The organism is Aliiruegeria haliotis (assembly GCF_003003255.1).
Taxonomy (GTDB): domain Bacteria; phylum Pseudomonadota; class Alphaproteobacteria; order Rhodobacterales; family Rhodobacteraceae; genus Tropicimonas; species Tropicimonas haliotis.
Genome location: NZ_PVTD01000008.1, coordinates 147,855 through 163,448, shown reverse-complemented (window position 1 = coordinate 163,448; position 15,594 = coordinate 147,855). Strand labels below are relative to the sequence as shown.

15 protein-coding genes are annotated in these 15,594 nt (G+C 63.2%); 4 read left to right on the top strand and 11 right to left on the bottom strand.

What is annotated here, in order from left to right:
• Positions 1-82 precede the first annotated feature (82 nt).
• On the top strand, positions 83-745 hold the full coding sequence (locus CLV78_RS17610) for an SDR family NAD(P)-dependent oxidoreductase (RefSeq protein ID WP_106206472.1): 663 nt from the start codon (positions 83-85) through the stop codon (positions 743-745).
• On the top strand, positions 739-2,265 hold the full coding sequence (locus CLV78_RS17605; protein WP_106206470.1) for a cryptochrome/photolyase family protein: 1,527 nt from the start codon (positions 739-741) through the stop codon (positions 2,263-2,265). The genes CLV78_RS17610 and CLV78_RS17605 overlap by 7 nt, the downstream gene beginning before the upstream one ends.
• Before the next feature lie 112 nt (positions 2,266-2,377).
• Here the strand turns inward: CLV78_RS17605 and CLV78_RS17600 are convergent, their stop codons facing one another.
• The 11 genes from CLV78_RS17600 to CLV78_RS17550 all read right to left on the bottom strand — a co-directional run bounded on the left by CLV78_RS17600 (position 2,378) and on the right by CLV78_RS17550 (position 12,126).
• Positions 2,378-2,635, bottom strand: coding sequence for a hypothetical protein (locus CLV78_RS17600; protein ID WP_106206468.1), 258 nt, complete (start codon positions 2,633-2,635; stop codon positions 2,378-2,380).
• Complete coding sequence (locus tag CLV78_RS17595; protein ID WP_106206466.1) at positions 2,632-3,375, bottom strand: CbiX/SirB N-terminal domain-containing protein; 744 nt, start codon at positions 3,373-3,375, stop codon at positions 2,632-2,634. Before CLV78_RS17595 ends, CLV78_RS17600 begins: the two co-directional genes overlap by 4 nt.
• Positions 3,332-4,948 carry a nitrite reductase gene (locus CLV78_RS17590; protein ID WP_106206464.1) on the bottom strand — a complete coding sequence of 539 codons (1,617 nt, stop codon included), beginning with the start codon at positions 4,946-4,948 and terminating at the stop codon, positions 3,332-3,334. The genes CLV78_RS17595 and CLV78_RS17590 overlap by 44 nt, the downstream gene beginning before the upstream one ends.
• A complete protein-coding gene (gene nirJ, locus CLV78_RS17585; protein ID WP_106206462.1) occupies positions 4,923-6,134 on the bottom strand; it encodes a heme d1 biosynthesis radical SAM protein NirJ in 1,212 nt (403 codons plus the stop codon). Before nirJ ends, CLV78_RS17590 begins: the two co-directional genes overlap by 26 nt.
• On the bottom strand, positions 6,135-6,623 hold the full coding sequence (gene ahbB, locus CLV78_RS17580) for a siroheme decarboxylase subunit beta (RefSeq protein WP_106206460.1): 489 nt from the start codon (positions 6,621-6,623) through the stop codon (positions 6,135-6,137).
• A complete protein-coding gene (locus CLV78_RS17575; protein ID WP_106206458.1) occupies positions 6,620-7,075 on the bottom strand; it encodes an Lrp/AsnC family transcriptional regulator in 456 nt (151 codons plus the stop codon). Before CLV78_RS17575 ends, ahbB (CLV78_RS17580) begins: the two co-directional genes overlap by 4 nt.
• Positions 7,072-8,064 carry a siroheme decarboxylase subunit beta gene (gene ahbB, locus CLV78_RS17570; RefSeq protein ID WP_106206456.1) on the bottom strand — a complete coding sequence of 331 codons (993 nt, stop codon included), beginning with the start codon at positions 8,062-8,064 and terminating at the stop codon, positions 7,072-7,074. Before ahbB (CLV78_RS17570) ends, CLV78_RS17575 begins: the two co-directional genes overlap by 4 nt.
• 2 nt (positions 8,065-8,066) lie before the next feature.
• On the bottom strand, positions 8,067-9,212 hold the full coding sequence (locus CLV78_RS17565; protein ID WP_106206455.1) for a cytochrome D1 domain-containing protein: 1,146 nt from the start codon (positions 9,210-9,212) through the stop codon (positions 8,067-8,069).
• Complete coding sequence (locus tag CLV78_RS17560) at positions 9,209-9,511, bottom strand: c-type cytochrome (protein WP_106206453.1); 303 nt, start codon at positions 9,509-9,511, stop codon at positions 9,209-9,211. The genes CLV78_RS17565 and CLV78_RS17560 overlap by 4 nt, the downstream gene beginning before the upstream one ends.
• A complete protein-coding gene (cobA, locus tag CLV78_RS17555) occupies positions 9,504-10,295 on the bottom strand; it encodes a uroporphyrinogen-III C-methyltransferase (protein WP_106206451.1) in 792 nt (263 codons plus the stop codon). The genes CLV78_RS17560 and cobA overlap by 8 nt, the downstream gene beginning before the upstream one ends.
• Before the next feature lie 76 nt (positions 10,296-10,371).
• Positions 10,372-12,126, bottom strand: a complete 1,755-nt coding sequence (locus tag CLV78_RS17550) for a nitrite reductase (RefSeq protein ID WP_106206449.1) — start codon at positions 12,124-12,126, stop codon at positions 10,372-10,374.
• 111 nt (positions 12,127-12,237) lie between these two features.
• On the opposite strand from CLV78_RS17550, the gene CLV78_RS17545 reads away from it, so the two are divergent.
• Both CLV78_RS17545 and CLV78_RS17540 read left to right on the top strand, forming a co-directional pair.
• On the top strand, positions 12,238-14,361 hold the full coding sequence (locus CLV78_RS17545) for a NosR/NirI family protein (RefSeq protein ID WP_106206447.1): 2,124 nt from the start codon (positions 12,238-12,240) through the stop codon (positions 14,359-14,361).
• Positions 14,358-15,557, top strand: a complete 1,200-nt coding sequence (locus tag CLV78_RS17540; protein WP_106206445.1) for an NnrS family protein — start codon at positions 14,358-14,360, stop codon at positions 15,555-15,557. Before CLV78_RS17545 ends, CLV78_RS17540 begins: the two co-directional genes overlap by 4 nt.
• Positions 15,558-15,594 lie beyond the last annotated feature (37 nt).

Below are 15,594 nucleotides of genomic sequence, written 5' to 3'. Positions count from 1 at the left end.
TCGATCCTCCTTGAGACACTGAATTTTCATTTTCTTCCCCCGAGACGGCACTAGGTCCAAGCTTGAAACGAAGGAGTGCGAGATGAAAAGGGCGCTTGTCATAGGGGCATCCGGCGGGCTCGGCGCGGCCGTTGCGGGCGAATTGTCCGCACGCGGCGTGGAGACGACCGGGCTGTCGCGGCGCGATGATGGGCTGGACGTGACAGACGCGGCCTCGGTTGAGGCTGTTTTGGGCGCGCTCAGCGGCCCCTTCGATCTCGTGTTTATCGGGACGGGCATTCTCGCGCCGCCAGATGCCGCTCCGGAGAAATCCCTCGACCAGGTGGCGGCGGATCATATGGCACAGGTTCTGGCAGCCAACGCCATCGGTCCAGCCCTGCTGCTGCGGCATGTCCCACGCCTGCTGCCTCGCAAAGGGCACTCGGTCGTGGCCGTGCTGACCGCCCGCGTCGGGTCGATCGGCGACAACGACCTTGGGGGATGGTATTCCTACCGTGCTTCAAAGGCCGCAGCCAACCAGATCGTTCACACGGCTGCGATCGAGATTGCGCGCAAGTACCGCGACGCGGCCGTGGTGTCGCTGCATCCGGGAACCGTGGCCACGCCCTTCACGGAAGGCTATTCCGGCCATCCCATGGTGTCGCCCGAGGTGGCGGCACAAAACCTCCTTCGGGTGATCGACGGGCTCGGACCGGAGCAGACCGGGCGGTTTTTTGATTGGTCCGGTGCAGAGGTGCCGTGGTGAAGCTTGTTCTCGTTCTCGGGGATCAATTGACGCCCGAAATCGCAGCGCTTCAGCGCGCAGACAAGTCGCGCGATCTCGTCGTGATGGCAGAAGTCGGCGCCGAAGCGGAGTATGTCCCGCATCATCCGAAGAAAATCGCAATTGTCCTCGCCGCGATGCGCAAATTCGCGGAACGTTTGCGCGGGGACGGTTGGCAGGTCGCCTACACGCGTCTTGACGACCCCCAAAATGCGGGCTCGATCCCGGGCGAGATCCTGCGGCGGGCCTCCGAGACGGGGGCGACGCGGGTTCTGGCCACGATCCCGGGCGAGTGGCGCCTCATCGAGGCGCTGGAATCCGTTCCGCTAGGCATCGAGATGGTCGAGGACGACCGCTTCATCGCCAGCCACGCCGATTTCGAAAACTGGGCAGACGGGCGCAAGCAGTTGCGGATGGAGTATTTCTACCGCGAGATGCGGCGGCGCACCGGGCTGTTGATGGAGGAGGGCGCCCCCGCCGGCGGAAAGTGGAACTATGACCACGACAATCGAAAGCCCGCAAAGGATGACCTTTTCCTGCCACAGCCACTTCGCTTTGAACCGGACGCAGTGGTGGAGGAGGTCCTCGATCTTGTGGAATCCCGCTTCGGCGCAAACTTCGGCGATCTCAGGCCCTTTGGCATGGCGACGGATCATGCCGAAGCCGAGGCCGTCCTTGAGCATTTCATCGAAACGGCGCTCCCATCCTTCGGTGACTGTCAGGACGCCATGCTGTCGGGCCGCCCGTTCCTCTACCATTCCTTGATTTCCGCCTACCTGAATATCGGCCTGCTGCACCCATTGGACGTCTGCCAGAAAGCGGAGGCGGCCTGGGAATCGGGCCATGCCCCACTGAACGCGGTAGAGGGGTTCATTCGGCAGATTATCGGTTGGAGGGAGTTCGTGCGTGGGATCTACTTCCGTGAGGGGGCAGATTACGTCCAGGTCAATCGCCTTGGTCATGGCCGCAACCTGCCGGCCCTCTACTGGGGTGCCCGGACTGACATGAAGTGCCTGTCCGAGGCCGTTGCGCAGACCCGCGAGGAAGCCTACGCCCATCACATCCAGCGCCTCATGGTTACCGGCAACTTCGGATTGATCGCCGGGGTCGATCCGTCACAGCTTCACGAGTGGTATCTGGCTGTCTATGCCGACGCGTTCGAATGGGTCGAGGCTCCGAACACGCTGGGAATGAGTCAGTTTGCCGATGGCGGGCTGTTTGCAACCAAACCCTACATCTCGTCGGGCAACTACATCGACAGGATGTCGGACTACTGTGGCGCGTGCCACTATTCGGTGAAGACAAAGCAGGGCGAGGGGGCTTGCCCGTTCAACCTGCTCTACTGGCATTTCCTGGATCGCCATCGGGACCGGTTCTCCGCAAATCCCCGCATGGGGCAGATGTACCGGACATGGGACAGAATGGAGCCGCAGCGCCGGGATACGATCCTTCGGGAGGCCGAGGCGTTCCTGAGCAGGCTAGATGCGGGGGAGGCGGTCTGATCCGCTTGCTTTCCGGGCAAGCACGGTGGCTGCAAAGCGGTCGGGATCGGAACGCCGGGCGGGTTGTGTGACGACCGCATTGGTTAAGCGAGGCGACAGTCGTCCCGAACGCCTATTCCTCGTTCGGGTCGCCCCGGCGGCCGTCTGCCTCGTCCATCAATCCCCGCACCCATTTCGCCGCGAACCAGCCGGCGGGAATGCCAAGGGGAATGCTGAGCCAGATCGACAACACGGGCGAGATGGCCTGAAGCCCGATGGCCTGCCCCATCAGGCTGAGCAGGAACAGGTTGATGGCAACAGCGGCTGCGGCAAAGGGGTAGAGCAGCACGGCGAGCTTCCCGACCGACCACCGACCATCAGTTTCCGTCATGCCGCATTCTCCAGAATCGCGCCTTGCAGTGCCTCGGCGATGAGCGTCGGGGCATAGTCGGCGCGCCCGACCGATTTGCTGATAACGCCCGAAAAGCCACCGGCACGAAGGTCGTTGGGGATGTCACAGGCAACATGATACCCGTCGGCTGCAAAGAACGGAACGCAGATCGTATTGTGCCCGCAATTCGCGGCGACCGCCGACAGCAGTGGATCCTGTTCGAGGAACCCGACGCGGACACGCTGCCACGGTGCCAGTAGCGAAAGCGCATGGGCAAAACGATAGGTCCGGCTGGCCGGGTTCTCACGCCCTGAGGCCGATCCGTGCGCGGCAACAAGGATCTCGGTAGACTGATGCTGCCACCCCTGATCGCGGGCGATCGACGACAAGGATTGCGTGGCAAGGACTGGCAGGCGTGCGGACAGGCCGAACGGCGACAGGACGCGGTCGCGTGCGATGCCCAGCCGTGCCGGCAGGGCCGTTTCTGTGAACCAGCCGTCTGACATGAAGAGCGGATAGACGAACGGCGTGTCTGTCGCCTGCTCTAACACGCGCTCGAGCTCGCCGGGGGCCGCCATCGTGGCTGATTGAACGTGCCAGCCTGGAAGCATGGCCGCGACCTTGTCGGCTATCTCCCGCAACGCTTGCTCAGCCGGTCCGGGGTCGGACGGCTGACCATGCGCAACGATCAGCGCTTCAATGGCTTGTGCCTTCTGAAAAGGTAATCTTGTTCCAGACATTGTATTTCCCCGAAGGTTTCCGCATTGGCAAGCGTTCCAGTTCTTCCAGGCTGTTGGCGTCGTAGACAATCACCGCGCCGTCATCCTCCCAGACCGACACCAGCGCGCGGCTGCCGTCGCGGGTGAACTCCACATGCGCCACCGTGGCGCCGGGGGCCGGGCGCAGGGTTTTCACGATTTCAAAGCTCTGCTTGTCGATGACATGCATCACGTCCTTGTTCGGCCCGAAGAAGACATCGGCCCAGAAATACGGCGTGTTCTCGTGGCTGCGCAGAAAGAACCCCGGGCCCTCGGTTTCGATTACAGCGATCCTGTCCCATGTCTCTGTATCGATCACGGAGATCTTGCCTTCCTTGAGGTGAGGTGTGGCCATGACCCGACGCCCGTCGCGGTCCCAGCTGATCCCGGAACCGAGGTGCGGCATTCCTTCGAGCGGCAGTTCAGCGATCTCCCGGCCCACGTTCAGGTTCACCACGACACCGTGGACGCCGTCGCGGGATGCGCCGACAAGGTTGCGGTAGTCGTCGTCGAAGAAGAAATCGTCGAGCGGTTCGCTGACCTCGATCCGGCGTCGAGCGAACAGGCCCTCGGAAGAGGGAATGGCCTCGACCATGTCCTTTTCGCGACTGTGCACGAAGCCTTCGTAGATTGGTTCGGCGTCCGGATCGGTGGCCACTTCCCAGATCTCCGCCGCGTCCTTCAGGGCGAGAATGAAGGATTTGCGCTGCGGTGCCTGGTAGACCGCCGAGACGCGGCTTGGCGTCTTGTCCTTGGCCACGACATCCATGACCTTCACCACGGACAGATCCTCCGTCGAGAGGATCGTCAATGTCATCGGAAGGTAGTTCGCCAGCGCCAGCCATTTCCCGTCATGGCTCATGGCGATATTGCGGCTGTTGAGACCGCCGCGCACGCGCCCAACTTCGGCCAGGGCCCAAAGGTCGTATTTCTGGACCCAGCCATCCCGGGACATGATGAAGACAAAGCGCCCGTCGGGGCTGAATTTCGGGCCACCGTGAACGGCAAAGGGCGTCTCGAACCGGTCGAGCACGTCGAACGTGTCCCCATCCAGCACGCTCACATGGTGGTCTCCTGTTTCCACCACGAGTGTGATGTTCATCGGGTCGGAGGCCCAGATCGGCCGGTCAACGGGGGCGTAGCTTTCGACCATCTCCCGACTGGCCGTGATCTCGGCCTCTCCCCAGGGGGGGATCTCTGCCAGCGGTGTCTTCAGGAATGCGGCGAGTTCCGCGATCCGCGTGCTGTCGAGTTCTTCCGAGAAGGCGGGCATCTGGGTCGCGTCCCGGCCATCGCGGATCACCGACTCGAGATTTGGTCCGCGCATCCGTTTCAGCGTTTCGGGAATGAGCGCCGGGCCAATCCCGCCCAGACGCGATGCGCCGTGGCACTCCACGCAAAGCTCCTGATAGTCCGTGGCGGGATCCGCGGCACCTGCGACGGGCTGGAGCGCCAGAAACACGCAGCTTGCAAGGAGCAATGGTTTGATCCGGGACAGGAAGGCGCGGTGCCTGCGCCGCTGTCCGGCGTCAAAGGAAGCGATGCTCGGGATCATGGCTCTTGCCTCGGAAGGGGGTGACAGACAGGCGATCGCCGGCCTCGACGCCGATCTCGTCATCGCCAAGATAGCAGGCGGGATCTTCGGCCCAGGGATCGCCCGTGAGTTGCAAGGCCCGAATGCGGGTGTTGCCGCCGCAAACTTCCTTGAAACGGCAGGCCCCGCAGCGCCCCTTGAGCGGGCGTGGACGGGTGCGAAGCTGCGCCAGCATCGGATCGTCGCCGGTCCACAGATCCGAGAAGCGCGCCGTCTTGACGCTGCCGATCGTGTAGTCGGACCAGTAGGTGTCGGGGTGCACATTGCCGAGCGTGTCGATGTTCGCGACCCCAAGCCCCGAGGAGTTTCCGCCCCAGGCCTCCAGATGGCGGCGCAGATGGGCCACGCGCACGTCGTCGAAATTCCGCTGCGCCCACTTCAGGAAAAAGACCGCATCGGCGTCGTTGTTTCCGGTCACGATATCGAGCGGCATATCCTCGGCTGCGGCAACCCATGCGCGGTCGAACAGCATCTCCATCGCGGCACGGGTCCGCAGGTGTGCCGCATCCTCGCCACGGTGCTTGTCGCCACGACCGGCGTAGACGAGATGGGAGAGGTAGAACTTGTCCACGCCCTCGTCGTCGCAAAGCTTCAACAAGTCCGGCAGGTGCTGGTGGTTCCCTTCGGTCAGGGTGAACCGCAGGCCGACCTTGATACCCCGTTTCTTGCACTCCCGCACGCCGCGCAGGGCGTCGTCGAAGGCGCCGTCGACGCCGCGGAACCAGTCATTCGTCGCTCCGATCCCGTCGATTGAGATGCCGACGTAGTCGAAGCCGATCTCCGCCACGCGATCCGCGTTCTCCCCATGGATCTTGGTCCCGTTTGTCGATAGCGCCAGCATCCGGACCATGGGGCGTGCGGTCTCGGCGATTTCGAACAGGTCCTTTCTGTCCAGCGGCTCACCCCCAGAGAGGATCAGAGCCGGAATCCGGAAACGACCGAGATCTTCGAGCGTTTCCATGGCCTGCTCGTGGGTGAGTTCGCCCGGGAAATCGACGTCGGCCGAAACAGTATAGCAGTGACGGCATCGCAGGTTGCAGCGCCGGGTCAGGTTCCAGATCACGACCGGCTTCACCGGCCCGTTTGCGCGGCGGCGCACCGGGGTCGGTTCCACGAGTTGCTTCATGTACTCGGTGAGGCGAAACATTCAGTCCTCCTTCCGGCGCAGGCGCAGACCGGTTTTCTTCAGGATCCGCGAGGAAAACAGCACGTCGTTGCGTGTGCAGGCCTTTCCCAGAATCCCGGCGATCTCCACGCATTTCTCGTGGACCTCAGCGCGGCTTTGGCCATGAACCATTGCAAACAGGTTGTAGGGCCAATCGGGGAGCGCACGTGGACGGCGGTAACAGTGGGACACGAAGGGCAATGCCCCGATGCTCTCGCCAAGGAGGTCAACTTGCGCGTCGTCGACATCCCAGACAGACATGCCGTTGGCCGTCATCCCAAGCTTGTAGTGGTTGGGGGCAGCCGCAATCCGGCGGATCACGCCTGCGCGCTTGAGCGTTTCGATCCGATCGATCACTTCGCGCTCGGCGAGTCCGAGCTGCGCGGCTACGGCGGCGAATGGCGCCGCGACAAGTGGCAAGCCGGATTGGGTTGCCTCGATGATCTTTCTGTCGATTGCGTCCGGTTTCATGCTGCAACCCTGAATCCGATGAAGAACTCACGCTCCTTTGGAAAGAGCAGGACCTCCAAACCGGTCTCCGCTTCGATACGTCTGGCCACGGAGGCGATTTCCCCGGCGCTCTCTGTCGCGAGCACGAACCACATGTTCAGCGCATGCTCGCGTTCATAATTGTGGGCGACCTCGGGGTGAGCATTGACTTTGGTCATGACCGCGTCGAATTGCACCGCGGGGACCGACATGGCGCAGAGGCAGAACGCCCCACCAAGCGCTGCAGCATCGAAAAACGGTCCGAAACGCGTGAGGATTCCATCCTCCTTCAGGCGATGAACCCGTTGCAGGACCTCCTCTTCCGAAAGGCCCAACTCGCGCCCGATGGCTGCAAAGGGACGCGTTTCAAGAGGGAGGTCGTCCTGCAACCTGTTGATCAGCGACTTGTCGATCTCGTCGGGACAGGTAGTCATGCCGCGACCCCTTTTTCGGGCACGATCATCGCGCCGGTCTGCTTGAAACAGCGGTTTGAGAAGAGGACGCGGTGGCGGATGCCAGCAAGCTCCGGCAGTCGGGCGGCACCGGCCAGGATCTCCATCGCATCGCTCCGGGTCTTGGCGTGGATCATGCAATACAGCCTGTAGGGCCAGAGCACAGGTTCCGGGCGTCGCTCGTAGCACAAGGTCACCCCGGGGTGGGCCGCAAGCGCCGGCCCGGCGGCATCGACCCCCTCTGGCGGAATGTCCCAGACCACCATGGCATTGGACGTCCAGCCAAGCGCACGATGGCGGACGATCACGCCCAGTCGTGTGATGATACCCGCATCCTGCAAGGCCGCGATCCGGTCGATGATCTCGCCTTCGGACCGTTCAAGCGGCTTTGCGATCTCCATGTAGGGCCTCTCGGTGATGGGCATTCCCTCCGACAGCGCCTGCAGCAACTCCCGATCTCCGGGGCGGATGGCGTCCACCCGGACCGGCCGCGGGCAACGGGGTTTCCGGCAGCCGCCGGTCATTCTGAACCCGAGATCGATGTTGAATGGCCGAAGCAGCGGCGCGTCCAGAACCCGCAGGCTAGTCTGATAGGCAATCTCGGCCAGGGCGGTGTCAATATGCGCACGATCGGGTCCGGTCGCCACGAACCAGAGGTTCCACCGATCTTCCCGAAGATAGGAATGGTTGATCCCCGGCTGGCGCCCGATGATGGCGGCGACGTCCTCGATCCGGTCCGAGGGAGCGGCGACGGCCGCAAGCGTGCTGGCCGATACCGTGTTTGGCGCACAGGTCGCCCCGACACGGGTAATCCGTCCTTCCTTGGCCTGGAATCGTAACCGTCGAAGGACCATTTCCTCGCTGCATTCCAGCGCGGCGGCGATATGTGCAAAGGGGCGAGGCTCCAGCGGCAGGTCGCGCTGCCATTCGTCGAGCAGGCGATTGTCGAGCGGGTCGGCGATGCGGTCCATTTTCACAACCCGGTCCTGTGGGCGCGGGCGGTGAAAAAAATGCCCGACGGGCTGTCTGCTTCGACTTCCCGCAGCTTCTCGAAGGTTTGCGTGTCGTAGATCATCACCTTTCCGGCGTCCCTGACCGAGATCCAGACCTCGTGCCCACGCGGGGTGAATTCCATGTGGAGAACCGCCGGCCCCGGTTTGAACTCGTGGACAATTTCCTTGCTGACGGTGTCGATCACCTGGATCGTATCGTTGAGCGGGTGCGCGAAATTCACCCAGACCTGGCGCCCGTCAGGGCGGGCCATGGCGAACACCGGCTGCCCATGGGTGTCCGTCCGACCGGTCTCCTCAAGGGTGGTTGCGTCGACCCAGAGCACCTGGTGATGGCCAACAGCCGGGAGCACGAATTCTCCGGCGGCCTTCGCCCAACCTTCGAGATGCGGCATCTTGTAGACCGGCAGATCTTCCTGGCCTCGGCCGTAGCCCGGCAGAACCGGGGTCGGTTCCGGGGTGGCATCCCAGAGGTCCAGCGCCGTCAGCCCGTCTTGTCCAAAGAGGCCGGTGATGTAGGTGCGCCCATCGCTCGTGATCAGGGCATCATAGGGATTCGCGCCCATGCCCACGACCTTGGTGATCGCCGGGTCGCCCGCGGAGAAATCCGCGATCCAGGTCTCGCCCTCGTCCCAAGTCGTGAAGACAAAGCGGCGACCGGGGGCATCCACAAGTCCTATGGTCTTGGATCCTGTCGGAATATCCGCGACCATCTCAAGCGTCTCGGTGTCAAAGACCCGCACGCCGCCGGGTTCGTAGTTGGATACGGCGACCAGCGTACCGTCGTCGGAGATGGCGCCGCCAATCGAGTTCCCGGCCTGCATGACGCGGGCCACGACCTCTTGCTCCACGATATCGACCTTTGACAGGCCGCCATCCCGCCCGAACACGAATGCAAACCGCTCGTCAGGTGAATAGACGAGGCTGGCATGGGAGAGATCGCCCAAGCCCTCGATGCGGCCAATGGCGGCGCGTTCGCTCTGGTCAACCAGCAGCAAACTGCCCTCGGCCCGCTCGACCACAAGGCCTAGATCTCCGGTGGCGACGATTGTGTCTGCGGCGGCGATGGACGCCATCGACATCAGCACCGGGGCGAACAGACGTTTCATGGGTGCTCTCCTGTCAGAAGGTATTCGGCGATCCATGCCGCTTCGGCCTCCGACATCAGCGGACGCCATGGTGGCATTGCCGTGCCGGGAATTCCGTCAAGCACGACTTCGGAAAGGGTTTCGGCATCGAAATGCGAAATCGCTTCAGGCCGGATGTCCGGACCCAGCCCGCCCTTGAGCGTCAGGCCGTGGCAGGATCCGCAATCCTGTTTCACAAGGTGTTCCAGCGCCTCGGGATCCGGTGCCCCGCCGGCATGCGCCGCGCCCGCGACAAGGAGGAGCACAAGCAGGCTACGCATTGGCCACTTTCACTTCCGGGGTGGCGATCAGCGTCGCATTGCTCGTGTCGGTCCATTCGGAACTCAGCGACACGACCCGGCCAATGACGAAGAGGACCGGCGCTTCCAGTCCTGCTTCACGCACCTCTGGCACGATGGTCGAGAGGCGGCAGAACAGGCGCCTTTCATCGTGGCAGGTGGCATTCTCGATCGCCATGACGGGCGTGCTTTCCGGCAGGCCTTCTGCGATGAGGCGCATCGCGATCTGGCCGATGTTTGCGACGCCCATGTAGACGACCAGCGTAGTTTCCTCGCTGGCAAGGCTTTTCCAGTCGAGGTCCAGCGAGCCATTGGCCTGGCGGTGACCCGTGACGTAACGGACCCCTGTTGCGAGGCCGCGATGGGTCAGGGGAACACCGGAAAAGGCTGCGGCACCCTGTGCGGCGGTGATCCCGGGCGCGTATTCGACGCAGATCCCGAGATCGGAAAGATGGGCGGCTTCTTCGGAACCACGGCCGAAAATCAGCGGGTCGCCTCCCTTGAGCCGGGCGACGACGTGTCCGTCCAGGGCCAGCCCGGCAAGAATGGCGTTGATCTGTTCCTGTGGCACTGAATGATTGTTCGGAGCCTTGCCGACGAAGATGCGTTCCGCGGAGTCAGGAGCGAGCGACAGGACGTCGTCGGAAACAAGTCGGTCATAGACCACCACGTCGGCATCTTGCAGCATTCGCATCGCGCGCATTGTCAGCAACTCCGGATCTCCGGGGCCGGCTCCGATCAGGTAGACCTTGCCTTGCTTGCTCATGACGCTCTCCCGAATGTGCGATGGCTGGCTTGGGTGAGGGGCGGCAGCTGCCGCCCCTTGGTTGGCAAACGTTCGGTCAGTAGACGTCAGACCGGGTGTTGTAGACGTTGAACTTGCCCGTCGGCGTGATCAGGCGCTCGTCCTTGATCACGTGCTTCAGCTCCAGCGTCTTGTCGTCGACGACAACGATGGCCGATTCCAGATCCTTGGCGTTCCAGACGGAGAACCAGATCTCTGTGCCTTCCTTGTTGAACTCGCCTTGCACAACGCGGGGCTGTCCTTCGGCGATCTCGGCCCATTCGACGATCGGCAGGGTGATGTACTCGGGCTCTTCGGCCGTCAGTTCATCCACCTTGAAGACCGCGATCGAACCCGAGGTCTCGGCATCCGGGTTCAGCGGGGCGTCGACATAGAGGTGGTTCGAGTCGGGGTGCGACTTCACGAAGAGAGAGCCGCCGCCAAGCGCATAGAGCTGCTGCACGACTTTCCACGCCTGATCGGGGTGGCCTTCCGGATCGGTACCGATAAGCGCCACGGTCTCGTCGCCGAGATGCGAGGTCGCCCAGACCGGACCGAAGGTCGGGTGGTTGAGGTTGGCGCCGCGGCCCGGATGCGGGGTCTCGCCATCCGTCTCCAGGATCGCGGTCAACGCGCTTTCCTTGGTGTCGATGACCGCAACCTTGCCGCGGGCATTGGCAGCCGTCAGGAAGTAGCGCTTGGAGCTGTCGAACCCGCCATCATGCAGGAAGCGTTCGGCTTCGATTTCGGTGACCTTCAGGTTCTTGATGTCCGAGTAGTCGACCATCAGGATCTTGCCGGTCTCCTTCACGTTGACGATGAACTCCGGCTTGTAGTGGGAGGCCACGATGGCCGCCACGCGGGGCTCCGGGTGGAAGGTCTGCTCGTCGTAGATCATGCCGCGGGTGGACTTGATCTTGAGCGGCTCCAGCGTGTCGCCGTCCATGATCACGTACTGCGGCGGCCAGTAGGAACCAGCGATCGCGTACTTGTCCTCGTAGCCCTCGAACTTGGAGGTCTCGATGGAGCGGGCTTCGGAGCCGACCTTGATCTGGGCGACCGTTGCCGGGGTTTCCATCCACAGGTCGATCATGTTGACCAGGGCATCGCGACCGATCACGAACAGGTAGCGACCGGAGGCCGAAATGCGGGAGATGTGAACCGCATACCCGGTGTCGATGATCCCGTGGATTTCGTATGTTGCCCCGTCGATCAGGGCGATCTGACCGGAGTCGCGCAGGGTGACAGACATCAGGTTGTCGATGTCGATGTCGTTCATCTTCTCTTTCGGGCGATCCTCCGGCGCCACGATCAGGTTCCAGGACTCCCGCATCTCGGGCATGCCGAACTCCGGCGGCGCGGCCGGGTCGAGCAGGATGTACCGGGCCATCATGTGGACTTCTTCCTCGGTCATGTCGCCCGAGGTGCCCCAGTTGGGCATACCGGCCGGCGAGCCGTAGTTGATGAAGTCGCGCAGGTATTCGAAACCGTTTTCACGGGTGATGTCCGTGGTCAGCGGCTTGCCTGTCGCGCCCTTGCGCAGCACGCCATGGCAACCGGCGCAACGCTCGAAGTAGATCTGGTTGGCCTTCTGGTATTCGTCGGCTGTCATCACCGGGTCGCCTTCCTTGCGACCCGGAATCTCGACCTGCAACTGGCCGAGGGTCGTCATGGAAGGTTCGTAGGCGGCGGCGGGGCCGTCGGCGTGGTCTTTTGGCTTGTCCTGCGCAGCGGCTCCAAGGGCGGAAAGCCCGAGGGCCATCGCAGCGCTGACAAGCAGCGCGGATCTGCGGATGGCTCGTGTCGAGGTCATAACGGTGTCTCCGTTGGGCTGGTGAGGCAACCAGAGGGTGGAATCACATCTGCGTGTGTGCCTTGACTTTCGTTAAGGAGCGACAGGAAGCGCGGACGTACCTCTCTTTGCATGGCTCATACCCTTCGCATTGAGTGCCTTGTGCAGTGGCTTGCCGGCCTTGCCTGTGCATTGACCCTTGTCGGTGTCCCGACCGCCTCGGCACAGGACTTGCCGCCACTGGGGCACGAAACGGTTGCCGCAGAGCTTTCGGCGGACGTTGCCGCCGCGTTGTTCGGTGCCGACGGGAACCTGCGTGTCGTGCGCGACACCGGGGATGTTCCCGGCTGGACCGTCACAGGCCCCGACGGCATCCTGCTTGGCCACGTCGGATCGACCTGGGAGATCGCCCGGTCGGTTGGGTATTCCGGGCGGCCGATAGAGATGCTGGTTGCCATTTCGCCGACCGGAAAGATCCTCGCCGCAGAACTGGTGCACCACGCCGAGCCGATCCTGACCCTCGGCCTTTCGGACGAGGATATCGCGCGGTTCGTTGGCGCCTTTGCAGGCGTGGATCTTGCCGCGCCACGCGCCTCTGCGGAGGCGGCCGAGCAATCTGCGCCGGACATCATTTCCCGGGCGACGGTGTCGACCGGTGTCATCCGCGACGGGATACTGCGCACCGGCAGGACTTTGGCCATTGCCCGTGGCGCAATCGATGCCGGGCGAATCGATCGGACGTCCTTCGCGCCGACGGAATGGGACGTGCTGGTTGCGGAAGGGGCCGTGGCGCAAGTTCGCACCACTCGCAACGAGGCCGCCGAGGCGCTTGCCGGAGCCAAGGTGCCGGTCAGCCCCGGCGATGGCGTCTTTCTCGATCTCTGGGTGGCAATTGTCGATCCGCCGACCATCGGGCAGAACCTGCTAGGTCAGAAACTGTTCACCCGGGCCGTCGGAGGGCTGGGAGCGGGTGAAGTGGCGCTCTTTGTCGGGTCGCAGGGGATCCAGTCACACCGCGGTACGGCCTGGAAGAAGTCGCATGTCTTCGACCGGTTGGCCGTGATCCAGGGAGAGAAGCGATACACGCTGACCGACGAAGGCTACATCCGTGTCGATCGCCTTGCGCTGGAAAACGCGCCACAGATGAAAGAGCGCAGCATCTTTCAACTCGGCGACGGATTCGACCCGGTAGCTCCCTTTCGGGTTGAAGTCACCGCGACCCGGCCTTCTGCGGACGGATCGGATCTGACCCATGTCACGGCCGCCGACTACCACCTCCCGGAGACGTATGTCCTGGCACCGCCGCCCGCTCCCGAACCACTCTGGCAAACCACCTGGCGGACAAAGCGGCTGACGGTGGTCGGAGTGGGCGTGATGATCGGTGTTCTGACGCTGATGCTCTTTGCGCAGGAGGCGCTTGTCGCCCGCCCGCGCCTCTGGCGTGGCTTTCGATACGGCTTTCTGGCAACAACGCTCATCTGGCTTGGCTGGGGCGTCAACGGCCAGTTGTCCGTGGTGCAGGTCGTGGCCTTTCTGCAGTCGCTCCTGACCGGGTTCCGGTGGGAGACCTTCCTGATCGAGCCGGTGATTTTCACGCTCTGGAGCTTCGTGGCGCTCGGCCTGCTGTTCTGGGGGCGCGGTGTCTATTGCGGCTGGCTTTGCCCGTTCGGCGCGCTTCAGGAGTTGACCAACGTGCTGGCCCAACGCCTCGGCGTCCGGCAGATCGCGGTGCCGCAGGCCGTGCACGAACGGCTCTGGACGATCAAGTACACACTTTTCATCGCCATCCTCGCGCTGTCGTTCTACTCGATGGAGGCGGCAATCTCGCTGGCCGAGGCCGAGCCCTTCAAAACCGCGATATCGCTCCGCATGGTCCGCGCCTGGCCGTTTGTCCTGTTCGTGCTGGTCGTGCTTGCGGCGGGACTGTTCATCGAGCGTTTCTACTGTCGCTACATCTGCCCGCTCGGCGCGGCGCTTGCGATACCGGCCAAGCTGAAGATCTTCGACTGGCTGCACCGCCGGCCCCAATGCGGACGCGAATGCCGGCTTTGCGAAGAACGCTGTACCGTGGGCGCCATCGATCGTGTAGGTCGCATCAACCCCAATGAATGCGTTCTCTGCCTGCGGTGCCAGGTTATCTACAACGATCCCGGGACCTGTCCGACGCTTCTCAAACGTGCCCGTTCGGCAGAAGCCCGGCAAGCAGCGATCGAGGCAGCCCGGGCGAAACGCGAAACGAAAGCTCCAACGCCATGACGTCACGCCTGGGTGTCTTTTTCTCTGAAGGTTTCAGGGTCTTCTTCTTTGCCGCGGGCGCGTTCGCCGTCTTCGCCGGATTGGTCTGGGTGATCTGGCTTGGGGTGCACTACGCCGGCGGGATGGTGGGCGAGATGCCGTTCGGCATGGCACCGCATCAATGGCACGCGCACGAGATGATCTTTGGCTATTCCAGCGCCGCTCTGGGCGGGTTCCTGTTGACAGCTGTTCCGAACTGGACCGGCACACCGGCGGCGCGCCGGGCGTTCGTTATCCTGACCGCCGCAGTCTGGTTCGCCGGACGCGTGGCGGTCTGGTATTCCGGTCTCTTGCCGGCCACGCTTGTTGCTGTTGCCGACCTGGCTTTCCTGCCGTTCCTCATTTCCAAGATTGCACTTCAACTGGTCAAGCGCCCCAAGCCGCAGAACCTTCTGTTCGTGGTCTTCCTGTCGCTGATCTGGGTCGGCAATCTCATGGTGCATCTGGAGTGGATGGGGGTGAGTTCGGACACGCTGGACACCGGCATGCGGGCCGGCCTCGTTGGCCTGGCGTCGATGATTGGCGTTCTGGGCGGGCGGGTGACCCCGGCCTTTACCCGGAATGCGATGAAACGGGCCGGGTTGCCAGAAGCAAGCTGGCCACGGACGCATGAAGGTCTTGGCAAGATCGCAATGGCCGCGGCGATCGCGTTGCCCGCGGTCGTGCTGCTCCCCCTGCCGGATCTGTTGGTCGGGGGGCTGGCAGTGCTCACGGGGCTCGTGCAATTGGCGAGGCTCGTCAACTGGCGGGCCCGCTGGACTCTCGATCAACCCATCCTGTTCTCACTTCACCTCGGAATGGCGATGCTCGGGATCGGTCTGGCGCTTTGGGGGCTGGCGTTGCTTGGCATCGGGAGCGAGGTCGCGGCGTTGCACGTTCTTGGAATCGGGGCGGTGGGTGGAATGACCCTTGCCGTGATGAGCCGGGCCATCCTTGGGCACACCGGCCGCGAACTGGTGGCCCCGTGTCCGGTTGCGATCGGTTACCTGCTTCTGGCCGCTGCCGCCATTGTCCGGTGGGTCGGATCGGAGTTCTCGGGCGATTTGTACTTCCCGATGGTCCTGCTGTCTGGTGGCCTTTGGATCGCCGCATTCATCCTGTATGCAATCGCCGTCTGGCCGCTCGTCGCTTCGCCCCGTGTGAGCGCGGACGCCTAGTAGCACGCCACTGGTAACAGCACAGCGCACCGGGATC

What these genes read in the sequence shown, in the direction of transcription:
- ahbB (WP_106206456.1), bottom strand. Translation starts at nt 8,064, where the DNA reads ATGGACCGCATCGCCGACCCGCTCGACAATCGCCTGCTCGACGAATGG.
- CLV78_RS17550 (WP_106206449.1), bottom strand. Translation starts at nt 12,126, where the DNA reads ATGACCTCGACACGAGCCATCCGCAGATCCGCGCTGCTTGTCAGCGCT.
- CLV78_RS17610 (WP_106206472.1), top strand. Translation starts at nt 83, where the DNA reads ATGAAAAGGGCGCTTGTCATAGGGGCATCCGGCGGGCTCGGCGCGGCC.
- ahbB (WP_106206460.1), bottom strand. Translation starts at nt 6,623, where the DNA reads ATGAAACCGGACGCAATCGACAGAAAGATCATCGAGGCAACCCAATCC.
- CLV78_RS17590 (WP_106206464.1), bottom strand. Translation starts at nt 4,948, where the DNA reads ATGATCCCGAGCATCGCTTCCTTTGACGCCGGACAGCGGCGCAGGCAC.
- CLV78_RS17575 (WP_106206458.1), bottom strand. Translation starts at nt 7,075, where the DNA reads ATGACTACCTGTCCCGACGAGATCGACAAGTCGCTGATCAACAGGTTG.
- CLV78_RS17540 (WP_106206445.1), top strand. Translation starts at nt 14,358, where the DNA reads ATGACGTCACGCCTGGGTGTCTTTTTCTCTGAAGGTTTCAGGGTCTTC.
- nirJ (WP_106206462.1), bottom strand. Translation starts at nt 6,134, where the DNA reads ATGTTTCGCCTCACCGAGTACATGAAGCAACTCGTGGAACCGACCCCG.
- cobA (WP_106206451.1), bottom strand. Translation starts at nt 10,295, where the DNA reads ATGAGCAAGCAAGGCAAGGTCTACCTGATCGGAGCCGGCCCCGGAGAT.
- CLV78_RS17565 (WP_106206455.1), bottom strand. Translation starts at nt 9,212, where the DNA reads ATGAAACGTCTGTTCGCCCCGGTGCTGATGTCGATGGCGTCCATCGCC.
- CLV78_RS17600 (WP_106206468.1), bottom strand. Translation starts at nt 2,635, where the DNA reads ATGACGGAAACTGATGGTCGGTGGTCGGTCGGGAAGCTCGCCGTGCTG.
- CLV78_RS17595 (WP_106206466.1), bottom strand. Translation starts at nt 3,375, where the DNA reads ATGTCTGGAACAAGATTACCTTTTCAGAAGGCACAAGCCATTGAAGCG.
- CLV78_RS17545 (WP_106206447.1), top strand. Translation starts at nt 12,238, where the DNA reads ATGGCTCATACCCTTCGCATTGAGTGCCTTGTGCAGTGGCTTGCCGGC.
- CLV78_RS17560 (WP_106206453.1), bottom strand. Translation starts at nt 9,511, where the DNA reads ATGCGTAGCCTGCTTGTGCTCCTCCTTGTCGCGGGCGCGGCGCATGCC.